Annotated in this window: 16 protein-coding genes; 11 read left to right on the plus strand and 5 right to left on the minus strand. The window is 63.1% G+C overall.

Annotation, left to right across the window (positions count from 1 at the left end; translation table 11 throughout):
- Positions 1–45 precede the first annotated feature (45 nt).
- The 3 genes from rplT to pheT all read left to right on the plus strand — a co-directional run bounded on the left by rplT (position 46) and on the right by pheT (position 4,052).
- The gene (rplT, locus tag HMPREF9697_RS13275; RefSeq protein WP_002717745.1) at positions 46–405 is read left to right on the plus strand and encodes a 50S ribosomal protein L20; all 360 of its coding nucleotides are present in this window, start codon (positions 46–48) and stop codon (positions 403–405) included.
- A 147-nt stretch (positions 406–552) separates the two neighbouring features.
- On the plus strand, positions 553–1,635 hold the full coding sequence (gene pheS / locus HMPREF9697_RS13280) for a phenylalanine--tRNA ligase subunit alpha (RefSeq protein WP_002717746.1): 1,083 nt from the start codon (positions 553–555) through the stop codon (positions 1,633–1,635).
- Positions 1,632–4,052: a phenylalanine--tRNA ligase subunit beta gene (gene pheT / locus HMPREF9697_RS13285; protein WP_002717747.1), complete on the plus strand. Its 2,421-nt coding sequence runs from the start codon at positions 1,632–1,634 to the stop codon at positions 4,050–4,052. Before pheS ends, pheT begins: the two co-directional genes overlap by 4 nt.
- A 127-nt stretch (positions 4,053–4,179) precedes the next feature.
- On the opposite strand, the gene HMPREF9697_RS13290 is transcribed toward pheT, so the two are convergent.
- From HMPREF9697_RS13290 to HMPREF9697_RS13300, 3 genes are all read right to left on the minus strand, one after another.
- On the minus strand, positions 4,180–5,118 hold the full coding sequence (locus tag HMPREF9697_RS13290) for a hypothetical protein (protein WP_002717748.1): 939 nt from the start codon (positions 5,116–5,118) through the stop codon (positions 4,180–4,182).
- Between the two features lie 45 nt (positions 5,119–5,163).
- On the minus strand, positions 5,164–7,593 hold the full coding sequence (locus HMPREF9697_RS13295; RefSeq protein ID WP_002717749.1) for a porin: 2,430 nt from the start codon (positions 7,591–7,593) through the stop codon (positions 5,164–5,166).
- A gap of 254 nt (positions 7,594–7,847) precedes the next feature.
- The gene (locus HMPREF9697_RS13300; protein ID WP_002717750.1) at positions 7,848–8,783 is read right to left on the minus strand and encodes a LysR family transcriptional regulator; all 936 of its coding nucleotides are present in this window, start codon (positions 8,781–8,783) and stop codon (positions 7,848–7,850) included.
- A 176-nt stretch (positions 8,784–8,959) separates the two neighbouring features.
- Here HMPREF9697_RS13300 and HMPREF9697_RS13305 point away from each other — a divergent pair, with 176 nt between their 5' ends.
- The 5 genes from HMPREF9697_RS13305 to HMPREF9697_RS13325 are packed head-to-tail and all read left to right on the plus strand — an operon-like array spanning position 8,960 to position 15,125.
- Positions 8,960–10,522 (plus strand): ABC transporter substrate-binding protein, encoded by a 1,563-nt coding sequence (locus tag HMPREF9697_RS13305; RefSeq protein WP_244597740.1) that lies wholly within the window; start codon positions 8,960–8,962, stop codon positions 10,520–10,522.
- A 19-nt stretch (positions 10,523–10,541) separates the two neighbouring features.
- Positions 10,542–11,459 carry an ABC transporter permease gene (locus tag HMPREF9697_RS13310; protein WP_002717752.1) on the plus strand — a complete coding sequence of 306 codons (918 nt, stop codon included), beginning with the start codon at positions 10,542–10,544 and terminating at the stop codon, positions 11,457–11,459.
- A gap of 7 nt (positions 11,460–11,466) precedes the next feature.
- Entirely contained in the window at positions 11,467–12,393 is a 927-nt protein-coding gene (locus tag HMPREF9697_RS13315; RefSeq protein WP_002717753.1) for an ABC transporter permease, read from the plus strand.
- Positions 12,394–12,396: 3 nt separating this feature from the next.
- The gene (locus HMPREF9697_RS13320) at positions 12,397–14,274 is read left to right on the plus strand and encodes a dipeptide ABC transporter ATP-binding protein (RefSeq protein ID WP_002717754.1); all 1,878 of its coding nucleotides are present in this window, start codon (positions 12,397–12,399) and stop codon (positions 14,272–14,274) included.
- Between the two features lie 14 nt (positions 14,275–14,288).
- Entirely contained in the window at positions 14,289–15,125 is an 837-nt protein-coding gene (locus HMPREF9697_RS13325; RefSeq protein ID WP_002717755.1) for an alpha/beta fold hydrolase, read from the plus strand.
- Here the strand turns inward: HMPREF9697_RS13325 and HMPREF9697_RS13330 are convergent.
- Positions 15,122–16,576, minus strand: coding sequence for a flavin monoamine oxidase family protein (locus HMPREF9697_RS13330; protein WP_040308274.1), 1,455 nt, complete (start codon positions 16,574–16,576; stop codon positions 15,122–15,124). The genes HMPREF9697_RS13325 and HMPREF9697_RS13330 overlap by 4 nt on opposite strands.
- Before the next feature lie 196 nt (positions 16,577–16,772).
- Between HMPREF9697_RS13330 and HMPREF9697_RS13335 the strand changes: the two genes are divergently transcribed.
- Together HMPREF9697_RS13335 and HMPREF9697_RS13340 are read left to right on the plus strand one after the other, a co-directional pair.
- Positions 16,773–17,681, plus strand: a complete 909-nt coding sequence (locus HMPREF9697_RS13335; RefSeq protein ID WP_002717757.1) for a C40 family peptidase — start codon at positions 16,773–16,775, stop codon at positions 17,679–17,681.
- A 109-nt stretch (positions 17,682–17,790) separates the two neighbouring features.
- Complete coding sequence (locus HMPREF9697_RS13340; RefSeq protein WP_002717758.1) at positions 17,791–18,549, plus strand: sulfate transporter family protein; 759 nt, start codon at positions 17,791–17,793, stop codon at positions 18,547–18,549.
- Positions 18,550–18,552: 3 nt separating this feature from the next.
- Here the strand turns inward: HMPREF9697_RS13340 and nth are convergent, their stop codons facing one another.
- On the minus strand, positions 18,553–19,353 hold the full coding sequence (nth, locus tag HMPREF9697_RS13345; RefSeq protein ID WP_002717759.1) for an endonuclease III: 801 nt from the start codon (positions 19,351–19,353) through the stop codon (positions 18,553–18,555).
- Between the two features lie 23 nt (positions 19,354–19,376).
- On the opposite strand from nth, the gene HMPREF9697_RS13350 reads away from it, so the two are divergent.
- On the plus strand, positions 19,377–19,892 hold the full coding sequence (locus HMPREF9697_RS13350; RefSeq protein WP_002717760.1) for a DUF2244 domain-containing protein: 516 nt from the start codon (positions 19,377–19,379) through the stop codon (positions 19,890–19,892).
- Positions 19,893–19,935: the final 43 nt, after the last annotated feature.

The raw sequence follows: 19,935 nt of genomic DNA on the forward strand, positions 1-19,935 counted from the left end.
CGCGGCGGTCTGTCACCATTCACATTCAGATTTAGGAGATCAGTCATGGCACGCGTCAAACGCGGTGTGACGGCTCACGCCAAGCACAAGAAAGTCTACAAGGCCGCCGAAGGTTTTCGTGGCCGTCGCAAGAACACCATCCGCGCCGCCAAGGCCGCCGTCGACAAGGCCGGCCAGTACGCCTATGTCGGCCGCAAGCTGAAGAAGCGCAACTTCCGCGCGCTCTGGATTCAGCGCATCAACGCCGCCGTTCGTCCGTTCGGCATGACCTACAGCCGATTTATCAACGGCCTCGCCAAGTCGGGCGTCGTTGTCGATCGCAAGGTGCTGTCGGATCTCGCCATCCACGAGCCGGCCGCGTTCCAGGCGATTGCCGAGAAGGCCAAAGCCGCTCTCGCGGCGTAAGCCTGCCGATGGCCGCGCGCGGCCAGGCATGCCCCTCTTGCACGAGGCCGACATGACCGGGACGCCCTGAGGCGTCCCGCTTCGTTCGGCTGGGCCGATTGCACCCCGCCGGGCGGTTTCAAATGAACCGTTCTGCTGGGGCTGTATATGTCCGATCTCGTCAAACTCGAATCCGAAATCCTGAACCAGATCGCCGCCGCTTCCGATGAAGCTGCGCTCGAGGCCGTGCGCGTCGGCGCGCTCGGCAAAAAGGGATCGATCTCCGCGCTCTTGTCCACGCTCGGCAAGATGTCGCCGGAGCAGCGCAAGACCGAAGGCGCGGCGATCAACGCCGCCAAGGACAAGGTCACGGCCGCTCTCACAGCCCGCCGCGACGTGCTCAAGAACGCAGCCCTCGATGCGCGACTTGCGTCGGAAGTGATCGACGTCACGCTGCCGACGCGCGAGACGCCCGCCGAGCAGGGCCGCATCCACCCCATCTCGCAGGTGATGGACGAACTCACCGCGATCTTCGCCGACATGGGCTTCTCGATCGCCGAAGGGCCGGACATCGAGACCGACGATTACAACTTCACCAAGCTGAATTTCCCCGAAGGCCATCCGGCGCGGGAGATGCACGACACCTTCTTCTTCAATCGCAAGGAGGACGGGTCGCGCCCGCTGCTGCGCACCCATACCTCACCGGTGCAGGTGCGCACCATGCTGTCGCAGAAACCGCCGATCCGCGTGATCTGTCCGGGCCGCACCTATCGTTGCGACAGCGATCAGACCCACACGCCGATGTTCCATCAGGTCGAGGGCCTCGTCATCGACAAGGGCTCGCATCTTGGGCACCTGAAATGGATTCTCGCGGAATTCTGCAAGGCCTTCTTCGAGGTCGATAACGTCAACATGCGCTTCCGCCCGTCCTTCTTCCCCTTCACCGAGCCGTCGATGGAGGTCGACATCCAGTGCCGTCGCGGCAAGAACGAAATCCGTTTCGGCGAAGGCGAAGACTGGCTGGAGATTCTCGGCTGCGGCATGGTGCATCCGAACGTGCTGCGTAACTGCGGCATCGATCCGGATGAATATCAAGGCTTTGCCTGGGGCATGGGCATCGATCGCATCGCGATGCTGAAATACGGCATCAGCGACCTGCGCCAGATGTTCGAAGGCGACGTGCGCTGGCTCAATCATTACGGCTTCAAGCCGCTCGATGTGCCCACGCTCGCGGGAGGGCTGTCGTCATGAAATTCACCCTCTCCTGGCTGAAAGAACATCTCGACACCGACGAGCCGATCGAGAAGCTCGCCGAGACGCTGACCATGATCGGCCTCGAGGTCGAGCACCTTGAAGACAAGGCGAAGGCGCTGGCGCCTTACGTCATCGCCAAGATCATCACCGCCGAGCAGCACCCGAACGCGGATCGTCTGCGCGTGTGCATGGTCGACACCGGCGAAGGCGCGCCGATTCAGGTCGTCTGCGGTGCGCCGAACGCGCGCGGGGGACTCGTGAGCGTGTTCGCACCGCCCGGCACCTACATTCCGGGCAAGGACATCACGCTTGGCATCGGCAATATTCGCGGCGTCGAGAGCCGGGGCATGCTGTGCTCGGCCGCTGAACTCGAACTCTCCGAAGATCACGACGGCATCATCGAACTGCCGGCCGACGCACCTGTCGGCAAGCCGTATGCGGAATGGGCCGGCCTCGGCGACCCCGTGATCGAGATTAATCTCACGCCGAACCGCGCCGACGCCACCGGCGTGCACGGCATCGCGCGCGATCTCGGCGCGGCCGACATGGGCAAATTCAAGAACGATGCTCCGAAGCCGATCAAGGGCGCGTTCGCGGCGCCCGTTGCGGTGACGATTGAAGACCCGACCTTGTGCCCCGGTTTCGCGCTGCGTCTGGTGCGCGGTGTGAAGAACGGCCCGTCGCCGGAATGGCTGCAGCGGCGCCTCACCTCGATCGGACTGCGTCCGATCAACGCGCTGGTCGACATCACCAATTTCATGACCTTTGACCGCGGCCGTCCGCTGCACGTGTTCGACGCCGCGAAGGTGAAGGGCAACCTCGTCGTGCGCCGCGCGAAAGCGGGCGAAAGCCTTGTTGCGCTCGATGGCAAGACCTACACGCTCGATGACACCATGTGCGTGATCGCGGATGATAGCGGCGTCGAGTCGCTCGCGGGCATCATGGGCGGCGAATCGACCGGCTGCGACGAGACCACCACCGACGTGCTGATCGAATCGGCGCTGTGGAACGAGATCAACATCGCCCAGACCGGCCGCAAGCTCGGCATCAATTCCGACGCGCGCTATCGCTTCGAGCGCGGCGTCGATCCGGCCTTCATGGTGCCGGGCCTCGAGCTCGCCACCAAGCTCGTGCTCGACATCTGCGGCGGCTCGCCGTCGGAGATCGCGCTTTCGGGCAAGGCCTATGGCGACGACCGGATGATCGAATTCCCCATCGACGAGGTGAAGCGTCTCGCCGGCATCGACGTGCCGCTGGCCGACATCAAACGCCACCTCACCCATCTCGGCTTCATGGTCGCGGGTCAGGGGCCAGTGGTGAAGATCGCGGTGCCGTCATGGCGCGCCGACGTGCACGGCAAGGCCGACATCGTGGAAGAGATCGTGCGCATCGTCGGTGTCGACCGCGTGCCGCTGACGCCGTTTCCGCGTGGCGAGGACGCGCGCAAGCCTGTTCTGACAGCGCTGCAGTTGCGCACCCGCCGCGCCAAGCGCGCGCTTGCCACGCGCGGCATGGTGGAAGCTGTAACGTGGTCGTTCCTCTCCAAGACGCAAGCCGAATTGTTCGGCGGCGGCAAGCCGGAGCTCGCGCTCGCCAATCCGATCGCATCGGATCTCTCTGACATGCGGCCCTCGCTGGTGCCGGGCCTGATCGCAGCCGCGCAGGCCAATGCGGATCGAGGCTTCGGCGACGTCGCGCTGTTCGAGGTCGGACAGATTTTCCTGGGTGATCAGCCCGAGCAGCAGCTCACCGCCGCGACCGGCGTGCGCCGCGCGATGGCTTCATCGAAGGGCTTTAGCCGTGCGTGGTCCGGCTCATGGAGCGTCGATGCGTTCGACGCCAAGGCCGACGCGCTTGCCGTGCTCGCCGCGTGCGGCGCGCCGATGCAGGCGCTGCAGATCGTGCCCTGCCGTGAGGCGAAGAATGCGCCGGCGTGGCTGCATCCGGGCCGCTCTGCCACGATCCAGATCGGACCGCAGAATGTGCTTGGCACTTTCGGCGAACTGCATCCGCGCGTGCTGGATGCGCTGAAGGCCGACGGACCGCTGGTCGCGTTCGAAGTGCTGCTCGATCGCCTGCCGGGCCCGAAGGCGCGCGCAACGCGCGCCAAGCCGCCGCTCGAACTCGCGGCGTTCCAGCCGGTGTCGCGCGACTTCGCCTTCCTCGCCGACCGCGACGTGAAGGCCGCCGACATCATCCGCGCGGCACAGGGCGCGGACAAGAAGCTCATCACGGACGTGACGCTGTTCGACGTCTATGACGGCAAGGGCATTCCCGAGGGCAAGAAGTCTGTCGCCATTGCGGTGACGTTGCAGCCGCGCGAGAAGACACTCACCGATCAGGACATCGAGGCGGTAGCAACGAAGATCGTCGCGGACGTGAAGAAGAAAACCGGCAGCACGCTGCGGGAGTAATTCTCGTCTGTTCGACGTAGAATCCCCAATCATCAGTCGCAGATTGTGCTTCAAAAACGTAGATGGCCGGGTCAAGCCCGGCCATGACGCAAAGACGACTGGTCAACTCCAATCGCATCCTAACCGCTCAGCGGCGCTCCATGAGGGCTTCGGCCGCCGGCGGCGCCATGTCCTCGTCTTCATGTCCCGCGCCGGGGACCTCGCGAAGATGCCATCCAAATTTTGCGCCCATGCGCTTGGCGTCAGCAGCCGCACGGTTGAAATAGAAGTGGCCGCGCTCGAAGCGGGTCTTGCCCTGCGCACTGGTCTCCCTGTTGTTGCGCATGACGCCGCCGGTCTGCACGTCGGCCTGGCCGAGCAGCAGCACGAAATCCGTCGCGAAGGCACCGCGCAGCGTGGCCGGCGAGATCGGCGTACCCTTGATGCCATAGGGATAGCTGAATTCGTCATCCGGCAGCATGTACCAGCCGGGGTTCGCGGCCACCGCTCGCTCGATGTAACGGCCGCCGCTGTGGAGCACATAACGCTGCACCCACTGTGCGCCGCCGCCATGTCCGAAAATAGAGAAGCGCTGGCGATGGCTGCCGGTCATCGCGACCGCGCGCTTGAACGCCATCTCGACGACTGCAAAGCCTGAGTCTTCCCACGGCACCGGCTTCAGCGACTTCGTCATGACGTTGCCGAACTGAAACTGCCACGAGGTCGGCCATGACTGTTCGACGAATTCCGGTACCAAGAGCAGCGCGCCTGCTTTTTCGGCCAGCGGCGCCCAGACATCGTAATAGTCGAACGCGCTGTGCTCGGCGACATTGCGCTTCTGGCCGTGGATCACGACCCAGATCGGACTGTTCGCCGTGAAAGATTTCGGACGGTAGGTGAAGACGTTCACCGGCCCGCGCTTGACGACAAGCCGAAACTCACCTTCGCCGACCGGAATCGTTTTGTCCTGCTGCGCAAAGGCATCGTTCGTCTGCGCGGCTGCGCTGTGAACCTGTGCTGTCCCAGTGATGCATGCGGCGAACAATGCGACGCAAGCGGCGGAAACCAACTTCTTTGTCTCGATCATGTGCCTGCCCTGACTCAAACGGTGCCGCTGCTGGACATTGTCCGGTTAGAATTTGATCCGTATGCCCGAGAATACAAGGTTGATGTCCTTGATCGGCGCAGGCGATGCGATGGCGCCGCCCGGCTGGCTATTGCTGTCGCGCAGACCCGTGATGTCGAAGGAATAGTGGCGATAGCCGAGATAGATCTGCGTGTTGTAGGCATCGATATCCTGCATCACGCCAGCGCCGACCATGTTCAGCTCACTTGAGGTGACGACCTTCGGTCCGCCTTCGCGCAATCCGGTCAGGCCGTTCTTGGCGATGGCCGTTTCCGCATAGAACTTGGTATCACCAAGCGCATTGAACTGCCGGCGCAGACCGGTCTTCAGGTAGCCGTAACGCAGGTCCGGACGAACAGTACCAGGAATGACGTTGCCAAGAACATCGACCATGTTCTCGCCGAACACCGCCTGGTTCGATGAATCGTAGCCACCGAACTGGCGATTGACGAAAGCCGTGGTGAGGAACAGGCCGGTCGGGTTGTGAATGACGCTGGCGCTGCCCTTCCATTCGCGGCGGTCCTTGGTGAACCCAAGCGCCGCGCGATCGCCCGCATCGGTATCGCGCAGATAGCCAACTCCGGCACGGAAACGCCAGTTCGGCAGATCGACCCGATAGCTCAGCGACGCGTCCCAGAATCTCTCACGACCGGCGACGTCGAACTGGAAGCCCTTGATGACCGGCGTCTCGTAATGCACCACGTTGCGGCGAAGCGTGTCGATGGTCGCGCCGCCGACGAAATCGCTGATCGAGGTGCGGGTGATGAGGCTGCCCGAACCAGTATCAAGCGCATCAGCAGCACGTAGCATCAGATCGCCGCCGATCATGGCGATGTTTGCCGAAGCCGCCGCGTTGGTCTCGCTGAAGTCGTTCAGGACGACACCGTCAGTCGCGGTCGAGGTATGACCGACAGTGAGCGTACCGTAGCGGTTGCTGCGAATGAACCAGTCAAGGTAACGAAGATCGGGCTGCCAGCCGGTTTCGCCGCCGGGTAGATCCTGACTGACCGAGATGGAGCGGGCCTGAAGGAAGCCCATTTCGGCATGGAAGCCGGTGGTCCAGCCGCGCGCGATTTCGACAGCACCACGGGCACCGAAGATTGATGGCGCCGAATAGTTGTCGACGACGCGTGTGGCTCTCTGCACGCCATCGTCCCATGACAGGGCCATGCGGTTGATTTCACCGTAGACCATGAAGGGAAACGGCGTCGCGCCCTGATTTTCAAGAATTTTCGCTTCCAGATAGCGCTTGCTCATCGGCGGCGGCGAGTACTTCGCAAGCGTATCGAGATCGACGCTCACGCCGGCCTGCACGCCGTAATAGAAAACGCGATCCTTCGCGCGGACGTTGCGATCCTGCAGATCAGTCACCGTCGCGTATTGAGAGAACGGAGTGCTGACATTGTTTAGCCAGAGGAAGGTGCCGCCCGCGGTGAGCTTCACGCCGGGCATCACCGGCACTTCGATGCGCGGATTGAGCTCGTAACCCTGGGCGAACGCGGTATCGTTGAGATAATTCTGCTGCGCGCGCGCCTGGGTCTGGTTGCGCGACACGAAGGAGCGCTCGCGTTCGACGAGATTGGCGAAGAGGCCGGCCTTGGCGCTGCCGCCAATCTTGATACCGCCGCCGATATCGAACATGCCTTCGAAGCCGATCTGCGGACCGAGCAGGAAATTGCGGGTCTGCACGGTGACGGCGTCGACCGCCGTCGTCGAGTTCAGCTTCTGCGTGACGGTGTTGAGATCTTCGCCGAAATAGATCGACCGCACGCCGAGCATCAGGCCGGGAATGCCGAACACCGACTTCGCATTCGCCTCAGCGCCGAACAGCTGGCTGCTGTGGTTGACGTACATCTGATCGATGTTCTGCGAGTTGGTGTAGTTGGAAATATCGCCGCCCGGATCGTTGGCGTAGGTCGCGTTGGAACGGATCGACGACGTGGTCGTGCCTGTCGAAAGCCCGTTTCGCTGCAGCACGCTATTGGTCGGCGCAGTGTAGAATGCGGAGAATTCGAACGGCGTGTCGAACAGTTCGGCATCGACCGTCGCCCGGAACCCACTCGCCATCTTCGAGCCGATGTTGAGATCGGACGACGTCAGGGGCGTGAAGCGCGTGGTGCCGTTGGGCGCGGTGAACGCCGTCTCCTTCGGGCCGCTACGGTGAAGCATCAGATATTCAACGCGCAGACGGGTCGAGAGATCGTCGGACCAGAGAGACTTTGGCGCTTTATAGAGTCCCGCCTCGGCTCCCGGCGGGGGCGCGGCATTGAAATTCAGGACAGGAAGCGTGAACCAGGACGGCGGCAGGATGGTGCCGTCTGCCGCTTTCGCGGAGCCCGCCGTGTTCAGCAGGCCGAGCGCGGCCACCAGACTGCCGACCGCAACACCACACCGATAATTCGCACAAGTTCTGGCGAACTTTGCCTTGGTACGCATGCCCCTAATCCCCGCCTTGGATGCCTGTTAAAACGGCAGCCGCTTCCCCCGAAGCGTTCTTTTATGGGGATCATCTTCCGTGAGGGGTTTTCAAAAGAAAATTTGAAATAAGGCAAGACTTCCTGCAAAAAGCGGAATAGTTGGAATAATATTAAATAGAATCAAATACTTGTTCGCTGCAACAAATATTGCCGAAGTGTAAACGGGCTCTCGTTCGAGGGCGCGTCCGCCGTTTGTACCGGCACTGGGCCTTATCAATCGAGCGGCACGATGGATTCCGCATATTCGGGACCCCGCGTGCGCAGCTGCGCCACGATCCGCTTCAGGCAATCGAGAAAATGCAGCGCATGGGGCGACAGAGTCGCGCCGCGCTGGTGAATGCAACCGAACGAAATCCAGCGTGCGGGCTCGATCGGCCGGAGCGTCAGGCCCTTGAGATCGATCGCCTGCGCGCAGACACGGTCGAGCACCGCAATGCCCGCACCGTCACGCACCATCTGGCACGCCATCAGCGACGAGCGCGTCTCTACCGTGTAGCTCGGCACCGCGCCGCCGGAACGAAAGAAATCATCGACCTGCTGCCGCCAGATCTGGCTCGGCCACAGTCCGAGCATCGGATAGGGCGCGAGATCGGAGGCAGTGAGCTGCTCTTTCTCGGCCAGCGGGTGATCCTCCGGCAGCAACGCTTCCGCACGCACGCGCATCAAAGGCTTGTTGTCGATCTCGACCAGCGAATGCGAGACCGGAAGTGACACGATGCCGAGATCGTAGCGCCGCGTGCCAATACGGTTTTCAAGATCAAACCGCGACTGAATATCGACAATGCAGCGTACGCCCGGCGTTTCCTTCTGCATCAAGGCGAGCGCGGGCGACACGAGCCCCTGCCCGATGCGTGGCGCGGTGACGAGCCGGAAATTGCCGCCGGTCTTGGCCTTGATGTCCTCGATGATGCGCGGAATTTCATCGAAGCCCGCGAGCAGATGTTCGGCCTGCCGGTAGAACGCCTCGCCTTCCGGCGTCAGCGTCAGACGTCGCCGCGTGCGATAAAACAGTTGCAGCTTCGCTTCATGCTCAAGCAGCGAGATCAGGCGGCTGACCGCAGGCTGACTGAGATGCATGGATTGCGCGGCGGTCGCCAGCGAGCCATTGATCACGATCAGCCGGAAAGCCTTCAGCGCCTTGATGTTCATGCCGCCTCGCGCCAGTCAGTTAAGATGCTGATATCAATCGACAAGTTTCCGAATCATCATAAACACGAAAACGTTCATTCGTTATTTCACATTTTGTTTCTGGTCCGGCCCGCTAACATGAGCCAAGCCCGACAACAAGAGCGGTTATGATGCGGAGAGGCGAAACCAGGAGGCGCGTGCGCGCAGCGATTGTTGCCGCGTGCCTGACGATCATCGGCGTGCAACCCGCGTTTGCGGGCCGCGCGAACGATACGCTTGTCGTCGCCATCGAAGGTGAAATCCCGACCCTCGATCATCTCTACACGACCGCGCGCGACACCATCGTCGTCTCCGAACTCACCGACGACGGCCTGTTCTATGTCGATCCCGATACGCTGGCCTATGTGCCGCTCGTCGCCGAATCCTACGTGCAGGTCGACGACAAGACCATCGACGTGACCATCCGTCCCGGCGTGCGTTTTCACGACGGCTCGCCGCTCACCGCGGACGATGTGGTCTACACGTACAATTGGGTGATCGATCCCGCGACCAACACCAACCGCGGACGCCTGATCGCGAACTGGCTCGGCAGCGTCGAACGCACCGGCCCGATGACCGTGCGCTTCCGTCTGAAGCATCCGTATCCGCTGGCGATCCGCGACATGGCCTTCAGCGTCCAGTTGCGCAAGGCGGGCAGCTATCAGGGCGCCGACGGCAAGCCGAACCCGAATGCGGAGTCGCTGTCGCTCAACGGCGCCGGCCCTTACAAGGTGGTCGATTTCCAGCCCGGCAAGAGCGTCACGCTCGAGCGGTTCGATGATTACTACGCCGGAAGCCCGAAGGGCCGCCCCGCAATCAAGACCATGATCTTCCGCACCATCCCGGACCTCTCCACGCAGCAGGCGGAGCTCGTCAGCGGCACGGTGGACTGGATGTACAACGTGCCCGCGGATGTTGCGGCCAATATCGGCGCGACCGGCTATGCGGTTCATCTCACCGGACCAACGCTGCGCGTGAATTTCATTCCGCTCGATGCGGCGGGTCTGACGGGTGCCGACAATCCGCTGACCAAGCTCGACGTGCGCCGCGCCATGATCCACGCGATCAACCGGCAGGCCATCGTCAAATATCTGGTGCAGGGCGACGCGGAAGTGATCGATTCCGCCTGCCATCCGCTGCAGTTCGGCTGCGAGCAGGACGTGCATAAATATCCTTACGATCCGGCTGAAGCACGCCGCCTGCTCGCCAAGGCCGGCTATCCCGACGGTTTCGAGTTCGAGTTGTGGTCCTATCGCGAGCGGCAGGTGGCGGAAGCCATCGCCGCCGATCTCGCCAAGGTTGGCATTCGCGCGAAGCTGCGCTTCGTGACGCTGACAACGCTCAACCAGGCACGCAAGAAGCACCGCGTGCCGGCCTTCTTCGCAAGCTGGGAATCCGGCAGCACCGCCGACACCGCGACCATTGCCGAGACGCACTGGTCGCTGAAGTCGGACCGCAACCTGTCGAACGACGCCTTCGTCGCGCGCAACATGGAAGCGGCCGCCAAGACCATCGATCCCGAGGAGCGCAAGCGCCTCTACAGCGAGGCGCTGCGCCGCATCGCCGATCAGGCCTACTGGATTCCGCTCTACACCTATTCGCAGAACTATCTCGTCTCGAAAGATCTCGCTTACCCGGTGCCGAAGGACGGCCTGCCGCGGCTGTTCCGTGCGCACTGGCGCACGGCTCCAGCCAAGTCATCACCGGCCAAGGGCTCCTAAGGGACCGGAAGGAACATCGATGCTTCGCTACGCTTCCAAGCGCGTCGTTCTCGCCATTCTTGTGGCGCTCGCGGTCTCCTTCGCGGCGTTCCTGCTGCTCAGCGTCGCGACCGATCCGGCCTCGGCCATCGCGGGCGAAGGCGCGGAGCCGGAGGTGATCGAGCAGATCCGCGAACAGCTCGGGCTGAACCGTCCGCTGCTCGTGCAATATGGAAGCTGGCTTCTGCACGTCTTCCACGGCGATTTCGGCACCAGCTATTACTGGCACCAGCCGGTCGGCACGCTGATCCTGGAGCATCTGCCGGTGACGCTGACGCTGGCGCTGTCGGCGATCTTCGTGACGCTGATCGTCGCGATCCCGCTCGGCACCATTGCGGCGCTTTATCCCAATTCGCTGATCGATCGTCTCTCGCTCGCCATTGCCGTGTCGGCGCAGGCAATGCCGTCGTTCTGGCTGGCGCTGGTGCTCATCATCGTGTTCGGCGTGATGATTCCGATCTTCCCGATCTCCGGCGATGCCCATGCCTGGAATTACGTGTTGCCCGCAATCGTGCTCGGCGCACATTCCGTGCCCGCCGTGATGCGCCTGACCCGCGTCGGCGTGATGGACGTGATGGCATCGGACTACATCCGCACAGCGCGTGCAAAAGGCTTTTACGGCTACCGGCTTCTGTCGCGGCAGGTGATGCGTAACGCGCTGCTGCCGGTCGTCAGCGTTCTGTCGGTGCAACTCGGCTACAAGCTCGGCGGCTCGGTCGTAACCGAAACCGTGTTCGCGATGAACGGCCTCGGCCGCTTTGCGCTGCAATCCATCGTCGGCGGCGACATCCCGACCGTTCAGATGCTCGTCGTGCTGTTCGCGATGACCTTCATCGGGCTGACGCTGCTCGCGGACCTTCTCAATGCGTGGCTCGACCCACGCATCCGGCTGGCGTGAGGCTGCGATGACCGAGATGGACCTTCAGTTCAAGGCAGCAGTCGGCGCGGAGCCGGGCAACGAACTGCTCGACACCACGCCCGTCAAGAAAGCGCTCTGGCGAAACATTCTACATCATCCCAGCCTCGTGATCGGGCTGGCGATTCTCGTAGGCCTGATCGTGCTCGCTGTGTTTGCGCCGTGGGTGTCGCCCTACAGCCCCTACGACCAGAACCTGCCGCAACGCCTGATGCCGCCGTTCTGGGTCGAGGGCGGAAGCTATTCGCACCTTCTCGGCACCGACCATCTCGGCCGCGACTACTTGAGCCGCCTGCTCTATGGCGCGCGCATTTCGCTGCTGATCGGTTTCGGCGCGGCCAGCATCGGCTGCGTGATCGGCGTGACGCTCGGCATGTGCGCCGGTTTCTTCGGCGGCATCATCGACCGGATCGTATCCTTCATCCTGACCTGTCAGCTCGCGCTGCCCGGCCTGCTGCTGGCGATGGCGCTGGTGTTCCTGATCGGCCCGTCGGTCGGCGTGGTGATCTGCGTGATCGGCTTCCTGCACTGGAGCTACTATCTGGTGGTGACGCGCGCGGCGACACAGAAGATTCGCGATCTCGAATACATCACCGCCGCCCGCGCCATCGGCTCCAGCCGGTTGCAGATCATGGTCACGGAAATCCTGCCGAACCTGTTCAGCGAGATCATCGTGATCTTCTCGCTCGAGGTCGGCGTGGCGGTGCTGGCGGAAGCAGCACTCTCGTTTCTCGGTGTCGGCATCCAGCCGCCGACGTCCTCGTGGGGCCTGATGATCGCCGAAGGCAAGATCTCTGTGTTCCTGCGACCGTGGCTCGTCATCCTGCCCGGCATTTTCATTTTCCTGCTGGTGCTCGCCGCCAATCTCGTCGGCGACGGGCTGCGCGACCTGATGAGCGCCGAGAGCCGGAGATAGATGATGACCTCAGATCGACCGCTGCTCGAAGTCCGCAACCTCTCCGTCACGCTGCCGGTCGGCGAGCGCAAGCTCCACGTCGTACGCGATGTGAGTTTCACGCTGGAGCGCGGCGAGGCGTTGGGCGTCGTCGGCGAATCCGGCTCAGGCAAGTCGATGACCTCGCTCGCGCTGATGAATCTGCTGCCGCGCAACGCAATCCGCGAAGCGGCCACGCTGCGGCTCGGCGAACACGATCTGCTCGCGATGGACAGGCAGGACTTCTCCCGCTCGCTCGCCGGCAAGCGCATGGCGATGATCTTCCAGGAGCCGATGACCTCGCTCAATCCGGTTTACACGATCGGCCAGCAGATCATGGAAATGACGACGCCGAGTTCCGCGAAAAGCGCGAAGGACATTCGCGACCGCGCGGTTTACCTGCTTGAGCGGATCGGCATTCCCGATGCAGCGGGCCGCCTCAAGCAATATCCGCATGAATTGTCCGGCGGCCTGCGCCAGCGCGTGATGATCGCGATGATGCTGATGAACGAGCCGGATCTGCTGATCGCCGACGAGCCGACCACCGCGCTCGACGTCACAGTGCAGGCGAGCATCCTCAAGCTCTTGATGGAGCTGCGCAAGGAGCTCGGCATGGCGCTCATTCTGGTGAGCCACGACCTCGGCGTGGTGTCGCAGAGCATGGACAAGATCGCGGTGATGTATGCCGGCGAACTGGTCGAGACCGGAGCCGTCGCCGACGTGCTCGGCGCACCACAGCACCCCTACACGCAGGGGCTTCTCGCCTCGATCCCGGCGGCCCGCGACGGCGGCGAGCGGCTGCCGAGCATCCCCGGCACTGTGCCCGCGCTGTTCGCGCAGCCTAAAGGCTGCGTGTTCGCTCCGCGTTGCATTCACGTGCAGCCTGAATGCCGGGCGTCACACCCGCCCGAACAGTCGGCGGATGACGACCATCTCTATCGTTGCGTGATGACGCCGGACTCCGGCCGCGTCGCGCTCGACAGACCGCCTGCCGCACGGGCGACTGTATCGACAGCCGCGTCGAATGCCCTGCTCTCCGCGCGCAATGTCGGCTGCACCTTCACGATCAGGACAGGGTTGCTCGCCAAGAGCAAAACGCTCACCGCCGTCGACAATGTGTCGCTCGATCTCGCCGAAGGCGAGATCGTCGCGCTGGTCGGCGAGTCGGGCAGCGGCAAGAGCACGCTCGCGCGAATTCTGCTCGGCCTGCAGGCGCCCGACAAGGGAGAAGTATTGATCGCGGGCACGCCGGTGCAGTCGGTGCCGCCGTTCGAACGCGCGAAGCTCGTGCAGCCGGTGTTTCAGGATCCCTATTCGTCGCTCAATCCGCGCAAGACCATCGGCCAAAGCATCGGCCGCCCGCTCGAACTGCACGGGCAGCAGTCTGCGGCCGAGCGCAAAAAAATCGTCGAGCAGACCATGGAGCTTGTCGGCCTGCCGAAGCGGCTGCTCAACAATTATCCGTCGCAACTCTCCGGCGGCCAGCGCCAGCGCGTCGCCATTGCGCGCGCGATCATTCTCAAGCCGAAACTTCTGATCTGCGACGAGCCGACCTCGGCGCTCGACGTGTCGGTGCAGGCGCAGATTCTCAACCTGCTGCTCGACCTGCGCGACGAACTCGGGCTGTCATACCTGCTCATCACGCACGATCTCGCGGTGGTGGATTGCGTCGCGACGCGGATCGCGGTGATGCATCGCGGCCGGATCGTCGAACTCGGCAGCAAGGACGACGTGCTGTCGGCGCCGGGACACCCCTATACGCGGACGCTGCTCGGCTCCGTTCTGAAAATCGATATGCCTGCTTTGAAGGACCGCGCCGACCGGGCGCCTGGTCAACAGGACCACACAAGTTTGTTGCGTTAATTTCGAGGGAAGACATGAATCAGGTCACGATGAGCGGCGTTCGCGAGCAGCCGCTTCCGGAGCGGAAGGTAGTCCAGACGCCAGGCGGTATCATCAGCTATCGCGAAGCGGGACAAGGGCCCGCGTTGTTTCTGCTGCACGGGATGAACGGCAATTCGCGCAGCTGGGCACCGCAGCTCAACGCGTTCTCGAATAGCTACCGCGTCATCGCGTGGGATGCGCCGGGTTACGGTGAGTCCGATCCGGTCGCGCCCGACGCCGATGCCTACGCGGCGCAGGCGGCGCATCTTTTCGATCATCTCAAGGTCGGGCAGGCCCATGTCGTCGGCCATTCCATGGGCGGCGTGATCGCCGAGCGGTTCTGCGCGCGCCATCTCGATCGCGCGATGTCCCTCGTGCTGTCCGGCACGCACTGGGGCAACGCCGCACCCGAAGGCGCGCCGCTCGCCGCCAAATATGCGCGGCGACTGCAGGAACTCGAGGAGATGCCGGCGGAAGAATACGGCAAGGTGCGCGCCGAGAAGATGCTCCCGGCCGAGCCGCAAACCGACGTGTTCGATCTGGTGGCGGATGTCGCCTCCGAAATGCGCCGCGAAGGTCTCCTCAACGGCGGACAGATGGTCGAGAGAACCGACAATCGTCCGTTCCTTCCCACCCTCAAGCTGCCGGTGCTGATCGTCACCGGCGACAGCGATCCCGTGGTGAAGCCGCAGCGTTCCGAAGCGATGATGGAGTTTCTGCCATCCGCGCGCGCCGTCAGCCTGCCCGGCGTCGGCCATGCCGCCTATCTGGAGGCACCTGAAATCTTCAATCAGGCGGTTCGGGAGTTCCTCAACTCGCTCGCGCGCTAGCGACCAAAGCCCGGCCAGCGCAAACCATTGCCGCGCGCAGGAGGTTGCGCCGGCGCGGGATGGTGTGCCGGGCGCGAAGAGCGCTTCGCGGGCTTCTTCGCGGGCGCCGGCCGTTCCGCTTTGCCGCTCGCGACCTTTCGCAACGCGGCTTCCGCCGCGCGCTCGCCGGAAATCCAGGCGCCGCCGACCGTGCCGCCGAGTTGCTCGTGCAAGGCTTCGCCTGCGAAGAAGAGAGGCCCCAACGGCTCGGCCAGAATCTTTCGCGCCGGCAATCCGCCGGGTGACGCCACCGACATCGCGCCCAGCACATACGGCTCTGCGTTCCAGCGCGTCACGCTCGTGCGCGTCACCGCCTTCGGGATGTCGCCGCCGAACAGATCACGCAACCATGTTTGCGCGAAATCGACCATGGCCGCTTCGCCCTGCGCCGACAACTCGCGGCCAAACGAGCCGCCGACATCGACCTGGCACAGCGACGAACCACCGGCATTAGCAAGCAGAAGCCCGGTGCGTGGGCCGCTGCTCTGTTCGATGAACACTTCATCGCGACCAAGTCCGAGCGGATTGCCGGGCAGATCGAGCGTGATGCGGTCGCAACTGCCGAGCGTGAGATGCGACAGCGCGTCCGCCTGTCGCTTCGGCAGATCGGGGGTGAACTTGATCGTGCCAGCATTGAGCACATTCACCGACGCGGTGACGATCACCGCGCGCGCGCTCAAGATGCCGGCACGCGTCTCGAGTTCGACGTCGCGGCCGTTCCAGCGCACGTTCGTCACCGGCGTCTCAAGCGCGACCGGTAATTTTCCCGCAAGACGCTTGATGAACGTGCCGAGGCCCTCGCGACAGAACATCGACGGATCGCGCGGCGCGAAGTTCAACAGATCCGCGGTCGACACGCGGTCAAGGTCGCCGCCATTGGTCAGAGGACCGAGCTGGAATTCCACGGTACCGCGCCACTCGCGCAGATCCTGCGGCAGCGCCTGCGCGACGGCGAGATCCCCGCGACTGCGTACAGCCTCGCTCATCGCACGGTTGACGCGCACCATCAGCGCCAGAAAATCCTCCAGTTCGCCCGCGCGCGCATTACGCCGCCCGACACGAATGCGTTGTCCGCGCGCGGCCGGCGCCAATTCGACACGCTCAAGACGCGCAAGACCCGCGAGCGGATTGGAGGCGCTCGCATAAAGCCAGCGCGCACCGCGATCGAATGGCACGCCAAAAGTCGTCGCGTCGGTCACGCACCGCCCGCCGAGCCGCGCCGAGGCTTCCAACATCAAAACCGAGCGGCCCGCGGCCGCGACCTTGCGCGCGGCGGCGATTCCGGCTGCCCCCGCGCCGACGATTGCGACGTCGACCTCGCGCGGCAGGGTGGCGGCGAACGCATTCCGGCGCGGCGCAGCGGTTACCAGCAAGGCAGCGGCAGCGATCAGCTCGCGGCGCGTCAATTTCATTGTCATGGTTTCCGAAACTTCAATCGCGCGGGGGGGTTCGGCGTCAACTTGCCGCAATGACACGACTTTCGCAACGGTCATGGTGAATTGTCCGTGAACCTCATGCCGTCACTTATCAACGAAGTTGCAATCGCTTTCCGCAACACTTACGACCGGAAACTGGCTGGCATGAACGCATCATGCCCGGGAGACCAGAATGGGCTTCGTGCTCGACACCTTTGGCAAGCTGCTTGCGCGCTACCTGCAGAAGGAAGCGCCGGGCATCGAGCCATTTACATCGAGCGATCCGGAGCGCCTGCGCAATCTTCTGCAGGAAGGCGATGTGTTGCTGATCGAGGGCAACAACCGCATCGCCGGTATCATCAAGTACCTGACACAATCGACGTGGTCGCACTCGGCGCTGTATGTTGGACCGATCAAGGGTGCGACCGAGCCGAACGGCGAGCCGCACGTGCTGATCGAGGCCTATGTCGGCGAAGGCGTCATCAGCTCGCCACTGTCGAAATATGACACCTATCACACCCGCGTCTGCCGTCCGGTCGGGCTGTCCTTCGAGGATCGCAACACAGTGTGCCGCTATGCGATCAACCGCATCGGCTTCGGCTACGACACCAAGAACATCATCGATCTACTGCGCTATCTCTTTCCGTTGCCGGTGCCGCAGCGCTGGCGACGGCGGATGCTGGCACTTGGCTCCGGCGACCCGACAAAGATCATCTGTTCGGCACTGATCGCACAGGCGTTCGGCGCGGTCCGCTATCCGATCCTGCCGCGCATCACGCGTGCGGGCAGCCGTCAGGCGCGTCTGGAGATTCTCTACATCCGCGACTCTTCGCTCTACACCCCGCGCGATTTCGACATTTCGCCCTATTTTGAAATCGTCAAGCCGACCATCGAATACGGGTTCGACTACACCAAGCTGCACTGGGCCGATAAACCGAAACCGCCCCAGGAGGTGGCGGCTGAAGATGATCCCTTTCCAGAGGGAGTCTTCGAAGGCGCCGAAACCGCGCCGGCCCTACGGCTTGCCGTAGACGGCAGCCTCGCAACGCTGGTGCCCGCACCCGAAAACCGATCCACGCCTGTCTCCGAGGCGGCCGAGTAGCCGCTCGCCTCAGCAGAATCCATCGCGCACGACATCGCAGGCCCGTCTCAAGGCTTGCCGTTGCACGCGCGCATCTCCATCTTTCCCCATGAGGAGAGGGAGATCCGTCATGCTTGATGCCGCCGTCCGCGCGCTTGCCGAAATTTTCTCGAAGCCGATGCGCGCGATCCTGTGGAAGTCCGTCGGGCTTGCCCTGATCCTGATCGTCGTCGGCGCCATCGCCCTGCAGCGCGTGCTGAACTGGCTCGCCGGGGCAGGCGCTGCCTGGGCGGAACAAGCGCTGAATGGCGGATATCACTCGCTGCTGGAAACACTGGCATGGATCGTCTCGATCGCCGCAGGGTTTGGTGTGGTATTCGGCGCGATCTTCCTGATGCCCGCGGTGACATCACTCGTTGCAGGTATGTTCGTCGATGAGATCGGCGAGCATGTCGAGCGCAAGGACTATCCGGCCGAGCGCGTCGGCACCGCCGTGCCGCTCATGCGCGCGCTGATCGAAAGCATTAAGATCGCGGCTTTGACGATCGTCGTTTATCTCGCGGTGCTGCCGTTTGTATTCTTTGCCGGCGCAGGCTTCATCGCGTTTTTCCTTGCGACCGCCTGGCTGCTCGGGCGTCAATACTTTGAGTTCGCCGCCATGCGCTTCCGCACCCTCGAAGAGGCAAAGGCGATGCGGCGGCGGCATGCAATGGCAATCTTCATTGCAGGGCTTTTCATTGCGGCGTTCGTCTCGATCCCGATCGTGAACCTCGCAACGCCTGTATTCGGCATGGCCTTCATGGTGCACATCCACAAGCGACTGTCCGGACCGCGACCCGAACTGCTGGAGCCGGAACGCAAGGCCCGCCTGCAAACCTTCCCTGAATAGGGCCTAGGCGTTGTCCGCCGCTTCCATGAACGTGGTCTTTTCCGGCCAGCGGCACAGATCGTTGATGATGCACACCTCACAACGCGGTTTGCGTGCGATGCAGGTATAGCGGCCGTGCAGGATCAGCCAGTGATGGGCGTGACGCATGAACTCGTCCGGCACCACGCGCAGCAGTTCAAGCTCGACTTCCAGCGGCGTCGCGCCCGGCGCGAGATAAGTGCGGTTGCCGACACGAAACAGATGCGTGTCCACCGCGATGGTCTTCTCGCCGAAGGCGATGTTGAGCACGACATTGGCGGTCTTGCGGCCGACGCCGGGCAGCGCCTCCAACTCCTCGCGCGTGCGCGGCACTTCGCCGCCATGCTGCGCGATCAATTGCTCCGACAGCGCGATGACGTTCTTCGCCTTGGCGCGGTAAAGCCCGATGGTCTTGATATGCTCGCGAAGGCCCGCCTCGCCGAGTCCCAACATCTTTTCAGGCGTATCGGCGATCGGAAACAGGTTGCGCGTCGCCTTGTTGACGCCGGCGTCGGTCGCCTGTGCGGACAGCACCACCGCGACCAGCAGCGTGAAGTGATTGAGGTGCTCAAGCTCGCCCTTGGGGTCGGGATTGGCGGCACGGAATCTTTCAAAAGCGGTGTGAACCTCCGCTTCGCTCCAGCGTTTCAGCCTCGAAGAAGATTTTTTCGCAACCCCGGGTTTCGATCCGGCCTTCGACTTGGCCTTTGATCCGACCTTGGTTGCGGCCTTCGCCGTGGTCCCATGTTTACGCGGTTGTGAGGCTCGCGCCGCTTTTTTTGCCATGAACAGGGATATACTGAACAGCGATGAGCAGCGGCAACGATTTTCCCGACATTTTCGAACAGCCTATCTTCACGGCCGAGTTGACGCCCCACCGTTCGCTCAGCCGCAGGGGCTTTATTATCCTGATGACGTTTCTGTGTGTCGTGAGCTTCACGGCCGGCATCGTATTCCTGCGGATGGGCGCATGGCCGGTGTTCGGCTTCTTCGGCCTCGACGTGCTGCTGATCTATTGGGCGTTCCGCGTGAATTATGCCCGTGCCCGCGCGTCCGAACATCTGGTGCTGACGCCGCATGAGTTGCGGCTGCGCCGCGTCAGCCATCGCGGCCACGTCATGGAATGGACCTTCAATCCGCACTGGGTGCGGCTTGATCAGGAGGAACACGAGGAGTTCGGCATCGAGCGGCTGTACCTCACCTCGCACGGCCGCAGCGTCGCCGTCGGAAGCTTTCTCGGGCCCGACGAAAAAGCAAGCTTTGCCAAGGCTTTGCGCTTGGCGCTGCAGGACGCCAAACGCGGGCCAACCTATAATCCACTCTGATAGATCGAAGCACGTTTTCCAGAAAACGGGTGGATGGGGCGCT

Source organism: Afipia felis ATCC 53690, from assembly GCF_000314735.2.
GTDB lineage: Bacteria > Pseudomonadota > Alphaproteobacteria > Rhizobiales > Xanthobacteraceae > Afipia > Afipia felis.